Genomic DNA, 15,197 nt, shown 5'->3' with positions numbered 1-15,197 from the left:
AGTTAACGTTTACGTCCAAAAATGAAAGATAGAATAGATAAAATAATAAATGCACCAAATAAAACTTTAGCAATTCCCACCGCACTTCCAGCGATACCGCCGAAACCTAATACACCAGCAATGATTGCAATAATAAAAAATATAATTGAATAATGTAACATAAATATTCTCCTATAATGTTCTAATTTAAGGCTATTCATACGATACTTTCAAAAACAGAAAGCAATATCACCTTAGCATAAATAAATGATAAATAAAAACCTTCTTTCACATTTTTATAATCAAAAACACTTAAACTTGAATTTTTACAAACTTTTCATTATAATAAACCTGTTCAGGGCATTACACGCCTATCTTGTTAAAGGGTTTCTCTCCACTTTAATATCCCAAATCCCCTGTCTTATAGGGTATCGTAAATTAAACTTTTTTTATTTCATTTATCATCTTTCTTTTTAGTTAAATGCCAAGAAGTGCGGTGTTTTTCGTTACATTTTTTAGGAGAACTAGTTTGAACGTTTTACAACGAATGCGTGCCGATAGCACACTAAAAGCCCCTATTTTTATCCCAACCACTATATTAGTAGTGTTAGTTGTGATTTTCTGTGCTTTTTTACCAGAACAGACTAGCTCAAGGCTAGATGCCATTAAACAAATATTTTTTGCTAATTTTAGTTGGTTTTATATTTTAGCTGGCTCAATTTTCTTTCTGTTCTTAATCTTTTTATGCGTCAGCCGATTAGGTGATATTCGCCTAGGGGCAGACAGCGATGAACCAGAATATCCTTTCATGTCGTGGATAGCTATGTTATTTGCGGCAGGAATGGGGATCGGATTAATGTACTTCGGGGTAGCAGAACCTATCTTGCATTATCTTAATCCTGTGCATCAAAATTTAAACGAATCTGATTTAATCAAAGAAGCCATGGTGACTACATTTTACCACTGGGGTATTCACGCATGGGCAATTTATGCCGTCATCGCATTAGCTCTCGCCTATTTTGGCTTTCGATATAAATTACCATTAACCATTCGTTCAGGATTCTATCCATTACTGAAAAATCGTATCTCTGGTTTTTGGGGGCATTTAATTGATACCGTAGCATTATGTAGCACCATTTTTGGTTTAACCACTACATTGGGCTATGGAGCAATGCAAGTCAATGCTGGATTTAAAGCACTTGGCGTATTTGATAGTAATAGCTTTGATACCCTCGCCATATTAGTGGTTGTGGCAATGACATTAGCGATTATTTCTGCTGTATCAGGTGTGGGAAAAGGCGTTAAGATACTCAGTGAAACAAATCTTCTGTTAGCTGGAACCTTACTTCTTTTTGTTATTATCACAGGACCAACCCTACAACTATTCTCAGGTTTAACAGAAAATCTAGGCTACTATTTCAGCTCATTATTAGAAATCAGTTTTCGTACCTTTGCTTATGAACCTGAACAACAAGGTTGGTTAAGTGGGTGGACCGTACTTTACTGGGCATGGTGGGCATCTTGGGCGCCTTTTGTTGGTTTATTCATCGCCAAAATCTCAAAAGGTCGTACGATTCGTGAATTTATTCTTGGCGTACTATTTATTCCATCTTTATTTAACATTCTTTGGATGACAACCTTTGGTGGTTCAGCCATTTGGATAGATCAACAAACAGGTGGAGAATTAGCCGCCATCAGCGGTAATACTGAACAACTTTTATTTGGTTTCTTTGAACATTTGCCATTTACCACATTTTCTTCAGTTATCGCATTGATTATTATCTCAATTTTCTTTATCACTTCAGCTGATTCAGGTATTTTAGTGCTAAATAATATTGCCTCTCAAGGCGAATCAAATGCACCCAAATGGCAAAGTGTGTACTGGGGAGGATTATTAGCGGTATTAGGTTTATCTCTCTTATATTCTGGTGGATTAGCCTCATTACAAACCATGACATTAATTATCGCCTTACCCTTTATGTTGATCATGTTGATATTATGTATCGGGCTTTGGCAAGGTTTGATGATTGATGCACAATATTTTAACAAAGAATTTAGCCAAGGCAGTGCCAACTGGACAGGCAAAAACTGGAAAGAACGTTTAGAAAAAATCGTCAATCCGACTGATCGAAAAGACATTAGACGTTTCTTAAACAAAGTCGCTCGACCAGCCTTTAGCGAATTGGTGGCTGAATTTGAAAGCCACGGTTTAACCGCACAGCTCAATTTCGTTGATGGCAAAAATCCGAAAATCGAATTTGAAGTGATTAAAGAAAATCTGCGTAATTTCTTATATGGCATTGAATGTCAATCCCGTGAATTATCGGACTTAGTGGTAGATGATAACAATGTGCCAAATATTGATGAAAGCAAAATCTATGAACCGATTACTTACTTCATAGATGGTCGTCAAGGTTATGATGTACAATATATGACAAAAGAAGAGCTTATCGCTGACGTATTAAAACAATATGAACGCTTTATGAATCTTGCCATGGATAACACCCACGATTTAATGACAGCGGATGTGGAGAATATGGCGGAGTAATAACCACACGCACTAAACAAGGCGGATCGAATTATCCGCCTTATGATTATCTAGTTGAATCGAATCCTCAATAACCTATGACAACATTGACAAAAACTGTCTTAAACTCAAACAAGCTACGCCATCAACAGTATTTCCATCAAATTCATCCATAGTCACCACATATTTGGGATAATTATCCTGAATCTTCAGTAAATTACCAAATTCTCTGGCTAAGGTTTTTTCTTCATTAATGGTCAATGTGGCTTGTACATAAATCCGTTCACCATTTTTTTCAGCGATAAAATCAATTTCTTGTGAATCTAGTCCACCAATACTTACCTCATAACCCGCTATTTGCAGATGATTAAAAATACAATTTTCTAATAATTTTCCTCGATCTTGTACTCGATAGCCAACTAACGCATTACGTAACCCTAAGTCTTCAAAATAATATTTTTCACCAATTTCAAAAAAACGTTTTCCCTCAATATCATAGCGTTTTACTTTATGAATAAGAAAGGCATTCGCAAGGTATTCTGCATAATTTTGTACTTGTGTGGATGAAGTGGAGATACGCTGTGATTTTAGAAAATCACTAATACTTTTTGCAGAAAATAGATTGCCAATATTACTCGCTAAAAACTGCGTCAGCTGTTCCAAAAAACCCACATTGCGTAACGCATAACGATTAACAATATCACGCACCGCAATCGTTGAATAAATATTACGTAAATATTCAAATACAATATTATCTTGCAAGGGTAAATATTTTAAATAAGGCAATCCGCCATATTTAAGAAATTGCGACAGTGCTTTATCACTGTCTTCTAATTGCATAAATTCAAGAAATTCAGCGTAAGAAAGAGAATGCACATTGATTTCAATGGCTCGTCCACTTAATGCCCCTGCAATATCTCGCGACAATAAATGGGCATTACTCCCCGTGCAATAGAGATCCAACTCCTCATCTAATAACAAGGATCGTAACGCCAATTCAAAATCGGTAATTTCCTGAATTTCATCAATAAAAACATAATTTTTTTGACCGCACTTTTTCTCAGATTTGACCCAATCCACTAATTCCTGTGCAATTTTAATCTGTGAATAAGCTAAATCTTCTTTATTAATATAGAGAATACTGACCTGATGATTGATAATTTTCAGTTCTTGCATCACTTGAAACAATAAGTAACTTTTCCCAACACGTCGTTGCCCAGTAAAAACCTTTATCAAATTTTTTCCGATAAAAGGACGAACGATATCAAGATAACGCTTACGATAAATCAGGTCTTTTTTCATTTTGCCTATTCCTTCCACATAAATTATACTTGAAATATTAACAATAAAACAAAAAAGTTTCAATCATACTTGAAACTTTTATAAATAATAGAAAAGATTTTAAGTATAAATAAAACCCCATCCACATAAAAAAAGCGGATAAACGATTATCCGCCCTATTGGTTGTAAAGTTAACTAGAATTGATATTCCAATTTCGCACCGATATTAGTTTGTTTCACTTTAGAATCAGAAACGGAATGACGGTGGTTTACTTGAATACCTATTTTAAAGTTCGGGGTAAGTTTGAAATCTGCATTCGCTTTGGCAACAACGGCGTTATCTAAACTACCCGTATTAAAACGCTCATCATTGACCACAACTGGGTTACTGCTTTCGTTATGGTGTTCATATAATGCCCCCACACTTAAATCAACATAGTCATTTTCCCAGCCGAAGTAGGAACCAACATGTTGACTAAATACTTTAAACGGATCCGCATTGACTTTAAGTTGTGCTGATGATTTATCCGTGACTAGCATATCAAAATATTGATAACTTAAGCCAGCTACAGGTGTTATTGAGAATTGACCGAGTTTGAATTTATAACCTAACTCAGTACCAACTTGATATTGTTCACCTTTAATTTTGGCAATATTTTTTTGGCTATTGGTAGATACTTTACCATCATGCCAATGAATACCAAGGTGACTATTCAATAACACATTATCCCATTCATTGTGCATAGCTAACAATAATGAAGTGGATTTATATTTAGTTGAGCTATAACCATCTACTGCTTTTGGTGTCACTTTTTGATTACTAAATGCTAGCCCTGCGTGTAGTTCCGTACTGTCAGACACTGGCATATAGCTACCAAATAAAGTGGTATTTTGGATAGATTCATAATCGTAACCATAATCTACAAAGCCCAAATCGGTTTTATAGTCTGAACGAGTATGTCTTTGTTCAACATAGAAACCTTTTTGATGTTTTGCCCAAAGATTATCCGTAAACATATCACGCACAGTTGTACCTTGGTGCATTACGGCGGTATTTGCCACTAAATAAGACGGTATTTCCTCTCTTAATTGAGCCCGTACATTTTGCTCTGCTTCGGCGGCTGCCAACACACTGGCTGGTGCTTCTTCAATAGTTAATGTTGGTGGCTCAACACCTTCAGCCAAGACTTGCCAAACAACTAAATCATTTGGTAATTCAAGTGTTGGTGCCTCATCTGGTACCGCAGTAACAATCAAATCATTTGGCAATTCAACGGTTGGAGAATCTGCTGGCACATCAGTCACGATTAAATCATTTGGCAATTCAAGCGTTGGTGCTTTATCTGGCACAGCAGTAATAATCAAATCATTTGGTAAACTATTTTCCAATGGATCTGGCAATGGTGCGTAAACTACATTATTAACTGCTGTGCCATCTTTCTTGATTAATTTACGATGTAATTGATAGTCATAGAAATTACCTGATCTGCCTTTTTCAAAGCTGACTAATTCGAATTGATAAGCTGATTGTAATTTATCCGCCGCTACCCCCAAAGCAAAGGAATCTATACGATCTACATTACCATAGACTTTAATTAAGGATAACCCCTCATCAGCATCATAACGACCATTGTTATTTTTATCTGATACACCTTGATTTGTACCTAACATTAATAAATTCACTAGCGTTGGATTTTCTGTATGATAGTCACCTGTAATATTTAAAGCATCATGCTTCCATTGAGTTATATCATCTCCCTTATTATCTACGATTAGATTAACATCCGCCCCTTGATTGACCACATTACCAAAGGTTAATGTTTTTCCAGCAAAAGCTTTTTCTTCTGCACTACGTTGAAAGATATTCCATTGAGAAGAATTGAAGCTTGGAGAAATCGAACTATCAAAAGACCATGTACTATCACCTTTAACACTACCCTGACCACCAAATTTTGTGCCACTAGCCAAAGTTAATGAGCCACCTAATTGAGCATTCTCTTGTAATTCAACAGCCCCCTCTTGAATATCGGTTTTTCCAGTATGATTAATATTACCAGTAATAAATAAAGCACCAGTACCTTGTTTAATTAAATTACCTTCACCCGTAATGCTATCAGTAAATAATTGTGTCGCATTATTATCTGTAACATTAGCAATTAAATTTGCTGCATTCTCTAGTGTAATATGTTTAATATTAGCACCTACATTATCCTGTAAAATCAGATTTGAATTTGAATGAAGTGTGGCATTCTCAACAACATGAGAAGAACCCTCACCATAAATCAAAGAACCTGCTTGTACATCAAGCATATTTAAGAAGCTACTATTTGCCAAAGTTAAGTTTGAAGCTCTGTCTTCTGGTGCATAGACAAGGCTAACATTACCATTTTCACCATTACCAACCACACCAGTAAAAATATGATTACCATTGACTTGATAACTAAAGGTAGCTTCACTATTAGCTTTATTATTTACAATATTGCCATTAATAGTTTCCGCACGTAAGCCTGTACGCTCATCACCGTTTTTAACCGTAAGATCTGCACCATTTAAATCAAGATTTGCCCCTTGTTCTAAGGTTAAATTGCTGAAATTTATTTGGTCAGAATCTGCCAAGCGAACCGTGGCATTTGGTTTAACCGTCACGTTGGCATAGGCTTGTTTAGCCCCATTGTCATCGGCTTGTTGATTCAATGTAGCGATACCTTCACGAACTTCAAGATTGGCTAAGTTTTTGCCTTTGCCTACTTTAATCATTTCGCCATCGCCGATTTTGTAGAAAGTTTCTTCGCGAGGGCTGTTTAACGTCACATCTTTGTATGTTTCGTCTCTTAAATCACGATAGATATAATTTCCTTGCCAGAATAAATCTTCTAAATTAAACCGCACATATTGAATATCATAGCCTGCGTGGCTTTCATAAAGGATACCAATACTGCCATCAGGCAATTCTGTTAGGCTGTTATAAGCATATTGTTTTGTACCTTCCGCTGGCGAGAAACTGGTGTTATATTTCCATTTGATGGAACCATCTTCTTGTACTTCACCCAACCAAGCCTTACCATTGGTACGATCCCATAGTTTGCTTGAATGAGCATTAGCAAATACAACATATTCTTTACCATCAATGCGTTTAGAATATTTAATAACTGACATTTGACAGTAAGAATCTAACAATACTTGGTCGCTTTCAATGGTATGATCCCAAGTATAACCACCATCTTTACTGGTAGAAATCTTAACGTTACCACTATAGTTACGAGAGAATAATTTTAAATCACCGTTATCTAATTGAATAACTTGTGATTCAGTTAATTCCTGATCTTTACTTGAAATATGACGAGAACCACCAATTGAACGATATACCGCATCATTTGGTGATTCACCAAGATCCCACGTCATACCACCATCTTTACTAATAATCAAGGCTGCAGATTGTTTGCCATCTGCGTTAGTGTAATACACTGGCATTACTAAGCTGCCATCTTTTAATTGAAGACCTGTTCCAGGACCTGTCCCCAAGAAACGCATCCAATCTTTTTTCACTTGTTTAGATATATTAACAGGGCTAGACCAAGTAGCACCGTTATCATCACTATGTGTTAACCATAAAGAAATAGTTTTAGCTGATTGTAATGGAGCACTACCATTATTTTCATAATTGGTTGAAAGATAAATATTACCTAAGCGTTCTTCACCTTTGTAAAGATCACCCAAATCTTTAAAATGTTTTTCAGGATTACCATCTACAATTACACGGTAATCTGTTGGTTGATTTGACGAATTATAAACAACTCCATTTTCACGAATGGTATATAAATTATCATCCTTATCAGTCAATTTTTGATAATACGTTCCACCAATATTGATATAGCCATTTCCTTCCCCTGCTACATTATTAATACCACCAAATCCTCTTGACTCAGGGAACATATCCACTAACATAAAGACACGTCCTGTATTTTTATCTTGTACTAATAGTGGGTCAATTAAAAAAGCAGAATTTTGAGCTGAATTTGGATCTATAGCATAGGGTTGACTAACCAAATCAATCACTGTTTGAGCTGGTTGCCAAGTTTTACCACCATCTAAACTGCGGTGAATAATGGTATCAATATTTCCCCAATCACTCCAGTGTTGATAACGTTTATCCGCAGCAGCAATCACTACGCCATCTTTGGTGGTTAATAGAGATGGAATACGATAACCAAAGGCATCAGCAGAATCTTCATCTTGTGATACTCGTACCCCTTTAAAAATAGGATCGCGTTCAGTTTTATAGGCTCCTAAACCAGTATATTTTTCCGCTTGATAAACTCGTTCAGTCTGAATTTCATCTTCTTTATGTGTAAGAGCTTGATATTGTTCTTGTACTTGAGCATCTGTTAATACTTGGTTAGTCGCCCCCGCATAGCTCACATCACCACTAAAACCATATTGATTACCTGATGAACGTGCTGTCTTACCTACATAAGCAGTTGATAATCCTGGAACATCTCTTAGGAATTTAACATCTCCTTTCCAAGTTAAAGCTCTTTCACCATCCACATAAATAACAATTTCACCACCTTCTTTATTAAAGACATAGGTAACTGTTCTAAATTCGCCCTCAGATTGTGAAACTCTTTTCGTTTTTACATCCTTAACTGGGACTAATTGGCTATTATTACGAACTTCAATACCAAACAAATCCCCATCCGTATTACGATTAATGTAAAGGTTAACATAAACATTCGGTTTTGTTGGGTCGGAAATCCCTAATAAACTAGCATCACCTGACGGGGCTGAATTACTAAAACGGAAAGTTAAAGAGCCACTATCCATAGAAAAGGCATTTTGATTAGTAAAGGTTTCTGTCACGTCAATTGCTGAAGAATAAGGTGTGTAGCCCGTATAAGAAAAAATAGATGGAACATTACTTGCCTCCGCAGCCAAAGCCGAACTACTAATCGCTGCTGAAATCAATAATGATAATGCTGTTTTTTTAAGTAACTTCTTCATAATTTTCCCCTTAATTAAGGTATATAGTTTATAAGATAGAGTTTTCTGAATTAATTATTCAAGGAACATCATACAAAAAAAAAAACACTCCAATCAAAGGGCAATTTTCAAAAATGAGATACCGATCACAAAATTTCTGAAAAAATTTTTTGATAGCATAGTCCCAACCATTCAACAAAAATAGCGTAGGCACATTCTCTCCAAACACAAAAGCATTGCGAAATTCCCTCTTTTTCCTTTAAGATAGACATAATTTCTATCTTCTTAACGCAACATAATAATGAACAACGCCTTTTTCCAATTAGATATCCCCACTCAACCCCAAGATCACAAACTGCTCGGCAACGTCCTTGTGGGTGCTGATAGTTTTGCCTTAAGCCAAATTGCCCAGCAATATCAAGGGCTAACCGTTATCGTTACGCAAGACAGCAAAACCGCGGTGCGTTTGGAAAAAGGTTTACGCCAAACTTTGCCAACCATGCAACTGTTTCCCGATTGGGAAACCTTGCCTTATGATGCGTTTTCCCCCCATCAAGACATTATTTCCGCACGGCTAAGTAGTCTGTTTTACTTGCAACAAGCCAAATCGGGCGTGTTGATTTTGCCAATTACTACCTTAATGCAACGCCTTTGTCCACCGTCATTTTTAAGCCAAAATGTGCTGTTGATTAAAAAAGGCGATCGACTGAATATCGAAAAAATGCGGTTGAACCTTGAAAATGCGGGCTATCGAGCGGTGGAGCAGGTATTGGAAGTGGGCGAATTTGCCGTACGGGGTTCGCTGTTGGATCTGTTTCCAATGGGGAGCAACGAGCCGTTTCGGTTGGATTTTTTTGATGATGAAATTGACAGTATTCGCACCTTTGATGTGGACAGCCAACGCACGCTGACTGAAATTGACAAAATTAATCTGTTGCCTGCTCACGAATTTCCTACCGATAGCCGTGGCATTGAATTTTTCCGCAGCCAATTTCGCGAAACCTTTGGCGAAATCCGCCGTGATCCCGAGCATATTTATCAGCAAGTGAGCAAAGGCACGCTGGTGTCGGGCATTGAATACTGGCAACCGCTGTTTTTTGAGCAAATGGCGACCTTGTTTGATTATTTGCCGCCAAACACCCTGTTTGTGGATCTTGACGGCTATCAAACCCAAGGCGAGCGGTTTTATCAAGATGCGGAAAGCCGTTTTGAAAGTCGCAAAGTGGATCCAATGCGACCGCTGTTACCTCCCGATCAACTTTGGCTCAAAATTGATGAAATTAACCGCCGTTTGAAGCAATATCCACGCATTTCATTAAAAACCGAAACCTTGAAAAAATCCGTTCGGCAAACCAATTTAAGCGTAAGTCCGTTGCCTGAGTTGCAAATTCAAGCCCAACAAAAAGAGCCATTACAGGCATTACGCCAATTTATCGAACAATTTGACGGCAAAATTTTATTTTCGGTAGAAAGCGAAGGACGGCGTGAAACCTTGTTGGATTTGTTGGCACCGTTAAAAATTAAGCCGAAACAAATCAACGTATTTTCTCCGACCAATTCGGGCGGATACATAGATCCGCCCCTACAAGGATCAAACGATAAAATAAACCGTAGGGGCGGACCGATGTGTCCGCCCGAAGAATTGCCGAAGTTCGGACTACAAATCAGTCCCCTAGATCAAGGTTTCATCTTAGAAATCTCGGTCAAAATTGCCATCATTTCTGAAAACGAACTACTCGGCTCTCGTGTCCAACAACGCCACCGTGATAAACGCAAAAGCGTAAATCCCGATACGCTCATTCGCAACTTGGCGGAACTAAAAATCGGACAAGCAGTGGTACATTTGGATCACGGAGTGGGGCGTTACGGCGGTTTAGTCACCCTTGAAAATGCTGGTGTGAAAGCGGAATATTTGCTGTTGACCTATGCCAACGATGCAAAATTGTATGTGCCTGTCGCTAGTCTGCATTTAATCAGCCGTTATGTAGGAGGTAGCGATGAAACTGCACCCTTGCATAAACTCGGCAGTGATGCGTGGGCAAAAGCCCGTTCCAAAGCGGCAGAAAAAATTCGTGATGTGGCGGCGGAACTGTTAGATGTGTATGCGGAACGTGAAGTGAAAAAAGGCTTTGCGTTTCAATATGATAAACAAGACTATCAAGCCTTTGCGGCAACCTTCCCGTTTGAAGAAACCCTTGATCAAGAAATGGCAATTAATGCGGTGATTTCCGATATGTGTCAACCGAAAGCGATGGATCGGCTGGTGTGTGGTGATGTGGGCTTTGGCAAAACCGAAGTGGCAATGCGTGCGGCATTTTTGGCGGTGATGAATCATAAACAGGTGGCTGTGCTGGTGCCGACTACGCTGCTGGCTCAACAACATTTTGACAATTTCAAAGATCGCTTTGCTAATTTACCGGTCAATGTGGAAATGGTGTCACGCTTTAAAACCGCTAAACAACAAAAGCAAATTTTGGACAATCTCGCCGAGGGCAAGGTGGATATTCTGATCGGCACCCATAAACTGATTCAATCAGACGTAAAATTTAGCGATCTCGGTTTGCTGATTATTGATGAAGAACACCGTTTCGGCGTACGCCAAAAAGAGAAAATTAAACAGCTCCGTGCCAATATTGACATTCTGACCCTGACTGCGACACCGATTCCACGCACGCTGAATATGGCGATGAACGGTATTCGAGATCTGTCAATTATTTCTACCCCACCAGCACGCCGTTTAACCATTAAAACCTTTGTGCGACAAGCGGACGATCTCACCATTCGGGAAGCCATTTTGCGTGAAATCCTGCGTGGCGGTCAGGTGTATTATTTGCATAATGATGTGGCAAGCATTGAAAAATGTGCAGAAAAAATCACCGCACTTGTCCCCGAAGCAAGGGTGACTATCGGTCACGGACAAATGCGAGAACGGGATCTTGAACGGGTGATGTCGGATTTTTATCATCAACGTTTTAATGTGTTGGTCTGCTCCACCATTATTGAAACGGGCATTGACGTGCCGACCGCTAACACGATCATTATTGAGCGAGCGGATAATTTCGGTTTGGCTCAACTGCACCAACTGCGTGGACGGGTTGGGCGTTCTCATCATCAGGCTTACGCTTATTTACTCACGCCGCCGCCAAAACTCATCAGCAAAGATGCAGTAAAACGCCTTGAAGCCCTTGAAAGTTTGGATAATCTCGGGGCTGGCTTTATTTTGGCGACCCACGATTTAGAAATTCGTGGGGCTGGCGAATTACTCGGGCAAGAACAAAGCGGACAAATTGAAAGCATCGGCTTTAGCCTGTATATGGAATTGCTGGAAAGTGCGGTGAAAGCGATGAAAGAAGGGCGTGAGCCAAGTTTGGACGAACTCACCCAACAGCAAGTGGAAATTGATTTGCGTGTACCTGCCCTGTTGCCTGATGATTATTTGGGCGATGTGAATATGCGGTTGTCATTCTATAAACGTATTGCAGGGGCAGAAAACAAAGCCGCCCTTGATGAATTGAAAGTGGAATTGATTGACCGTTTTGGTTTATTGCCCGAACCGACAAAAAATTTGTTGCAAATTGCCGAACTACGATTAATGGCAAAACCGCTCAAAGTGACTAAAATAGACGGCACTGCCCACGGTGGCTTTGTAGAATTTAACCCAACGGCGGATATTGATCCGATGAAGTTTTTAGCCTTAATCAAACAGCAACCTGCGGTATTTAAATTTGACGGACCAACGAAATTTCGCTTTACTTGCAATTTAGAACAGGCAAAAGTGCGGTTGGAATTTATCAAGAATTTGTTGGGGAGTTTGTGGTAAAATCGAACGATGATAAACATCATCAAAGGAGAATGACATCATGAAAGGTCAATGTCTATGCGGTGCCATCACACTTACGGTTGCCGATAATCAAAACGCCAGTGTCTGCCATTGCGGCATGTGTCAACGCTGGAACAGCGGTCCATTATTTTCATTTCATAGTGAAAAAATAGAAACCACAGGAAGCGAACATATTGCTTGTTATCAATCTTCCCCATGGGCAGAACGTGCATTTTGCCGAAATTGTGGCTCACATCTTTATTATCACATGTTGGGTACGCAACATTATTATGTTTCCACTGGCTTATTTTACGGGCAAACCACGTTTACCTTGGAAGACGAAATTTTTATCGACAAAAAGCCGTCTTTCTATGAACTAAAAAATGATGTACCGAAATTGACCGAAGCGGAAGTGTTGGAAAAAATGGCATAGTCATTAGATGATAGGTGGGGTAAACCCACCATCAATACGATTATGCTTTACTGACCAAACAACGCCAGCAAACCCTCAGGCAAAATCGTTTGCCATGAAAAATAACCGTGTTCGGAAGCGTATTCTTTATAGATCACAGGGTAATTTTTCGCCATCAATACATCTTTAAAATGCCTTGAGCTGTTTAAAATGGTTTGCTCATAAATCCCTGCACTGATAAAAAAATGAAGGTTTTTTGTCGCTTGGCTGGCATATAAATGTGCCATTGCGTTGTTAAATTGTGGGCTGTCTGTCGGATCTTTCCACCAAAACGAACCTGATAAAATCAACCCATTGCCAAAAATATCAGGATATTGATTGGCGATATAAGCGGTAGCTAATCCGCCAAAACTTGAGCCTGCAAGTGCAGTGTGTTTTACGGCAATTTTGATGCCTAGTTGTTGGCTTACCCAAGGATATAATTCCGTTGCTATCATTTTGGCAAAATCGGGATTGGGCGGTAATTCCGCTCTTCTGGCTTGGGTAGTCGGATTATCAATAAACACCGCAACTGTCGGCGGAATTTTGCCTTGAGCAATCAGATTATCCAATATCATCGGGGTCGGGACTTTATCTATATAATCCGTGCCGTCAAATAAAAACAGCAAGCGAAGATCGGGATTGTTCGGTTCAAAATGAGCAGGCAGGTAAATCTGCACACGGCGGTGATTTGCCAAAATTTGGCTATGAAATTGATGCGTTTGCAACTTGCCCTGCGGTGCGTTTTGCGGTTTAAGCCAAGGCGATTGCGGTGTATTTTTCAGTTTTAATGCCGACACATAACTAAATCTATCCTGTGGATATTTCGGCTTGGCTGGATAAGTATTCGGGTTAAAAGGATCGGCTTGCAAGGTGGCTAATATAGCTCGGCGTTGCTCACCTTGGTTGACGGGCAAGCTCGGTACATCGGGAGCGAAACCGTAGGAAACCAGACTGTCATTGGGAAGTTGATAAGATTTAAACCAAATATCCGAACCGAACAGATGTTCAAGCCTGTCATGATGATCTTCACGGCTCGGCGAACCCCACAACCACACATTGTGTTTTGCCCCACGCCATAAAAACGTAACGATGCTTTGATTACTATTTTCAACAGGTTCAATGAGGGGCAAACCTTGTTGGGTGATCTTTTGCCAAAATTCATCTAGCCGTGCGGCTTTATTCTGTTTGGTTAATTGTTCGGCAAGCTGTTGAATAGTTGGACTAAGGTATTTTTCAGGCAACGCCTGTTGTTCCGCCACAGGAATCTGTTGTAAAATCTGAATCTGATAATGTGCCGTTTCGGCTTTTTCAGCTTTTTCAGCCTTTTCAGTTTTTTCAGCTTTAGACGGATAAATCACAAAATCCGCCGTGCCTGTTTGCTCGGCTTCGAACACAAACTCTTTCTTACCCACCACATTTTGCAACAACCACCGCTCGCTTTTATCCGCAAAAACAATGGCTAAATCCGCCCCGTCTTTGTCCGTGACAGTAAATTCCCCTTTGACAAAATCGCCATTTTGCAAGGAAATGGATTGGCTGTAAGCAAATGTACTCATACTCATTAATAAAAGTGCGGTGGTTTTTTTCATTGTTTTCTACAAAAATGACACATCAAAATTAAACGGCAATAAATCTTTGATCGAATAGGTTTTAAAAATCTCGCCAGAGATAGACGCGAAATAGATTTCAATATTTTGTGCTTGTTTGGTTTCGTATTCCAAAATACTTTGCCGACAGGCTCCACAAGGTGGGACTGGGCTATTTTTCATTTCATCTTCTGGTGCACCGACCACGAATATTTTTAAAATCTTTTGATCTGGATAATTCGCTGAAGCCCAATAAATAGCGGTTCTTTCCGCACATAACCCAGAGGGATACGCCGCATTTTCTTGATTATTGCCCGTAATAATTTCACCATTTTCCAACAACATGGCACAACCTACTAAAAAATGAGAATAAGGGGCATAGGCTTTCTTTCTAGCAGCTTTTGCGGCATCAAACAATTTTTTTTCAATATCGTTTAATTCATTGTATGATTTGAAATTCTGGTAATTTATATTAAGTTGTTTTTGCATGTTTTCTCCTTAATTTCATCGTGATTTCTTTCCTAAGATTTAGCATCTGATATATATTTTCTTATCATACACTCAACATTT

8 protein-coding genes are annotated in these 15,197 nt (G+C 38.9%); 3 read left to right on the top strand and 5 right to left on the bottom strand.

The genetic code is table 11. The features are described from left to right. Positions 1 to 2: 2 nt before the first annotated feature. A complete protein-coding gene (locus O1Q80_RS05140) occupies positions 3 to 161 on the bottom strand; it encodes a DUF1328 domain-containing protein (protein ID WP_386696075.1) in 159 nt (52 codons plus the stop codon). A gap of 347 nt (positions 162 to 508) precedes the next feature. Between O1Q80_RS05140 and O1Q80_RS05135 the strand changes: the two genes are divergently transcribed. Beyond that, a complete protein-coding gene (locus tag O1Q80_RS05135; protein WP_386696073.1) occupies positions 509 to 2,527 on the top strand; it encodes a BCCT family transporter in 2,019 nt (672 codons plus the stop codon). Positions 2,528 to 2,602: 75 nt separating this feature from the next. Here the strand turns inward: O1Q80_RS05135 and O1Q80_RS05130 are convergent, their stop codons facing one another. Beyond that, a complete protein-coding gene (locus tag O1Q80_RS05130; protein ID WP_386696071.1) occupies positions 2,603 to 3,808 on the bottom strand; it encodes an ATP-binding protein in 1,206 nt (401 codons plus the stop codon). 174 nt (positions 3,809 to 3,982) lie between these two features. Then, positions 3,983 to 8,788, bottom strand: a complete 4,806-nt coding sequence (locus O1Q80_RS05125) for an exo-alpha-sialidase (RefSeq protein ID WP_386696070.1) — start codon at positions 8,786 to 8,788, stop codon at positions 3,983 to 3,985. Between the two features lie 280 nt (positions 8,789 to 9,068). Between O1Q80_RS05125 and mfd the strand changes: the two genes are divergently transcribed. After that, positions 9,069 to 12,587 (top strand): transcription-repair coupling factor, encoded by a 3,519-nt coding sequence (gene mfd / locus O1Q80_RS05120; RefSeq protein ID WP_386696069.1) that lies wholly within the window; start codon positions 9,069 to 9,071, stop codon positions 12,585 to 12,587. Between the two features lie 40 nt (positions 12,588 to 12,627). Then, positions 12,628 to 13,020 carry a GFA family protein gene (locus O1Q80_RS05115; RefSeq protein ID WP_386696067.1) on the top strand — a complete coding sequence of 131 codons (393 nt, stop codon included), beginning with the start codon at positions 12,628 to 12,630 and terminating at the stop codon, positions 13,018 to 13,020. A 47-nt stretch (positions 13,021 to 13,067) separates the two neighbouring features. Here the strand turns inward: O1Q80_RS05115 and O1Q80_RS05110 are convergent, their stop codons facing one another. Beyond that, complete coding sequence (locus tag O1Q80_RS05110; protein WP_386696065.1) at positions 13,068 to 14,630, bottom strand: alpha/beta hydrolase; 1,563 nt, start codon at positions 14,628 to 14,630, stop codon at positions 13,068 to 13,070. 6 nt (positions 14,631 to 14,636) lie between these two features. Next, positions 14,637 to 15,116 carry a cytidine deaminase gene (gene cdd, locus O1Q80_RS05105; protein WP_386696063.1) on the bottom strand — a complete coding sequence of 160 codons (480 nt, stop codon included), beginning with the start codon at positions 15,114 to 15,116 and terminating at the stop codon, positions 14,637 to 14,639. Between the last annotated feature and the right edge of the window lie 81 nt (positions 15,117 to 15,197).

The organism is Lonepinella sp. MS14435, assembly GCF_042485795.1.
Taxonomy (GTDB): Bacteria; Pseudomonadota; Gammaproteobacteria; order Enterobacterales; family Pasteurellaceae; genus Lonepinella.
The sequence above is the reverse complement of the archived record's forward strand: the minus strand, read 5'-3'. Positions and strand labels throughout refer to the sequence as shown.

Bases quoted from the DNA above. Each gene is read 5' to 3' on its own strand.
- O1Q80_RS05140 (WP_386696075.1), bottom strand. From the start codon at position 161: ATGTTACATTATTCAATTATATTTTTTATTATTGCAATCATTGCTGGT.
- O1Q80_RS05130 (WP_386696071.1), bottom strand. From the start codon at position 3,808: ATGAAAAAAGACCTGATTTATCGTAAGCGTTATCTTGATATCGTTCGT.
- O1Q80_RS05125 (WP_386696070.1), bottom strand. From the start codon at position 8,788: ATGAAGAAGTTACTTAAAAAAACAGCATTATCATTATTGATTTCAGCA.
- mfd (WP_386696069.1), top strand. From the start codon at position 9,069: ATGAACAACGCCTTTTTCCAATTAGATATCCCCACTCAACCCCAAGAT.
- O1Q80_RS05115 (WP_386696067.1), top strand. From the start codon at position 12,628: ATGAAAGGTCAATGTCTATGCGGTGCCATCACACTTACGGTTGCCGAT.
- O1Q80_RS05110 (WP_386696065.1), bottom strand. From the start codon at position 14,630: ATGAAAAAAACCACCGCACTTTTATTAATGAGTATGAGTACATTTGCT.
- cdd (WP_386696063.1), bottom strand. From the start codon at position 15,116: ATGCAAAAACAACTTAATATAAATTACCAGAATTTCAAATCATACAAT.